4 protein-coding genes are annotated in these 2,413 nt (G+C 62.7%); all 4 read right to left on the bottom strand.

Translation table 11 applies throughout. The features are described 5' to 3' along the window. The coding region (locus EOC06_RS45175) for an HAD family hydrolase (protein ID WP_368773602.1) at positions 1 to 153 on the bottom strand (153 nt) is incomplete at its 3' end. Continuing rightward, complete coding sequence (locus EOC06_RS25510; protein ID WP_127327538.1) at positions 150 to 707, bottom strand: thioredoxin family protein; 558 nt, start codon at positions 705 to 707, stop codon at positions 150 to 152. The genes EOC06_RS25510 and EOC06_RS45175, both read right to left, overlap by 4 nt. Positions 708 to 728: 21 nt before the next feature. After that, complete coding sequence (rpe, locus tag EOC06_RS25505) at positions 729 to 1,415, bottom strand: ribulose-phosphate 3-epimerase (protein ID WP_128309087.1); 687 nt, start codon at positions 1,413 to 1,415, stop codon at positions 729 to 731. A 60-nt stretch (positions 1,416 to 1,475) separates the two neighbouring features. Continuing rightward, positions 1,476 to 2,402, bottom strand: coding sequence for a CbbX protein (gene cbbX / locus EOC06_RS25500; protein WP_128309086.1), 927 nt, complete (start codon positions 2,400 to 2,402; stop codon positions 1,476 to 1,478). Positions 2,403 to 2,413: the final 11 nt, after the last annotated feature.

The following is a 2,413-nucleotide window of genomic DNA, read 5'->3' as shown; positions in this document are numbered from 1 at the left end:
GACCTGATCCAGGCGCAGCGGCGGCAGACCGCGACTGGCCAGCAGTTCGTTGACGGCGGCCGCTATGTCCGGTGCCGAGTCGACCAGCGTGCCGTCGAGATCGAACAGGATCGCCTTCGGCGATCGAAGCGGCCTACCTGCGCCGACGTTCATGCGGCATCCTTCCACTTGATCGAGCAGCCGATCGAGGCGATCTGGTCCAGCGGCCCGTCGCCGGTTCGGGCAACCTGCTTCATCGCCTCGAACAGGTCGCGTCTCAGCCCGGGCGCTCCGGCTTCTCGTCGCGAGGCGTCCAGCCGACCGCGATATTGCAGTCCCAACTCGCTGTTGAACCCGAAGAAATCGGGAGTGCACACGGCTGCGTAATCGCGCGCCACAGTTTGGCGGTGGTCGTGTAGGTAAGGGAAGCTGAAGCCGTTCGTCGTGGCGAAGAGCTTCATTTGGTCGAAGGAATCCTCCGGGTAGGTGTCGGCATCGTTTGAGTTGATCGCGACAAAGCCGATACCTTCGGCCTTGAGATCGTTGGCATCGCGCACGATACGTGAAATCACCGCCTTCACATAAGGGCAGTGATTGCAGATGAAGGCCACGACCAGGCCGTTCGGGCCGGCCTGGCTGAAGATCGAATGCGACCTGCCGTCGACGCCAGGCAAAACGGCATCGATGGCGCGCCAGCCGAAATCGCAGACAGGGGGGACGGCCGCCATGCTTGCCTCCGATGGAATTGTTTACGCGGCTTTCCGGATCGCACCGTCGGCCGTCTGTCGGATGGCTCCAATGTTGGCGCGATAAGCCGCCTCGGTGCCCCCCTTGAACACGGCCGACCCGGCGACCAGCACATTGGCCCCGGCCGCGGCGACCAGCGGGGCGGTTTCGGCCGTGACGCCGCCATCGATTTCGATGTCAATCGGGCGGTGGCCAACCAGTGCCTTGATTCGCCTGATCTTCTCGATGACCGCGGAAATGAAGGCCTGGCCGCCAAAGCCTGGATTGACCGTCATCAGCAGCACCAGGTCAAGCCTGTCGAGCACATACTCGATGACGCTCTCCGGCGTCGAAGGATTCAGCGATACGCCGGCCTTCTTGCCGAGATTTTTGATCGCCTGCAGGGAACGATCGAGATGCGGCCCGGCCTCGGCATGCACCGTGATGATGTCGCAGCCGGCGTCGGCGAAGGCGGCCAGATAGGGGTCGGCCGGCGCGATCATCAGATGGCAGTCGAAAATTTTGTCCGTTCGGCCGCGGATCGCCTTGATCACCGGCGGACCGAAGGTGATGTTGGGCACGAAATGGCCGTCCATCACGTCGAGATGGATCCAGTCGGCACCCGCCCGCACGACAGCTTCGACCTCGTCGCCGAGCCGCGAGAAATCCGCGGAAAGCACGGAGGGTGCGATGATTGTCCTGGTGACCATGGTCGTCGTCTCCAATTCTGTCTGCGGGTGTTGGTCGCTGCGCCAGCCGGCTCCATCCCGTCAGCGCATCTTCGTCTCCGGTTCGCCTTCGAGTTTCCCTTCCGCGAACACGCGGCTGCCGCGGATGTCGGATTCCTCGATGGTGATAAGATCGGCTTTGGTCAACACCCGGCTGCGCGATGCGAAAAGCCGGTTGGCCTGCCGCAGCCGCGCCCGGTCGAGCCCATTGCGGACCGAACGCGCGTTGGAGAAATGCGGCAGCCTCATGCGGATCGGAAGATACTCTTCGAGCGCACGGGACGCCGCCTCGCTGAGGCGATAATTCTGCTCCGCGAGCATAATCTCGGCGATCGATTTCAGTTCGCTGACACCGTAGTCGGGGAAATCGAGGTGATGGGCGATGCGCGAACGCATGCCGGGATTGCTGTCGAAGAAGCGGTCCATCTTGTTCTTGTAGCCGGCAAGGATCACAACCAGATCGTCACGGTTGTTCTCCATGCACTGCAGCAGGATTTCGATCGATTCCTGGCCGTAGTCGCGTTCGTTCTCGGGCTTGTAGAGATAGTAGGCCTCGTCGATGAAAAGCACGCCGCCCATGGCACGCTTGATCACCTCGCGGGTCTTGGGCGCGGTGTGGCCCACATACTGGCCGACGAGATCGTCGCGCGTCACGGCGACCATGTGGCCTTCGCGGACGTAGCCGAGACGATGCAGGATTTCGGCCATCCTCAGCGCCACGGTGGTCTTTCCGGTGCCGGGATTTCCCGTAAAGTTCATGTGCAGCGTCGGGGCGCCCGAGGTCAGCCCGAACTTGCGGCGAAGCCGGTCGACCAGGAGGAGAGCGGCGATCTCGCGGATGCGAGTCTTGACCGGCTTCAGGCCAACGAGTTCACGGTCGAGCTTGTCCATGACCTCGTCGATGTTGGACGCCTCGAATTCGGCCTGCAGATCAACCGTCGCGTCCTGTGCGGCAGCGTCCTTGGTCATCGCGGTTCAGC

Origin of the sequence: Mesorhizobium sp. M7A.F.Ca.MR.362.00.0.0, assembly GCF_004023175.1 — a bacterium.
GTDB lineage: Bacteria > Pseudomonadota > Alphaproteobacteria > Rhizobiales > Rhizobiaceae > Mesorhizobium.
The sequence above is the reverse complement of the archived record's forward strand: the minus strand, read 5'-3'. Positions and strand labels throughout refer to the sequence as shown.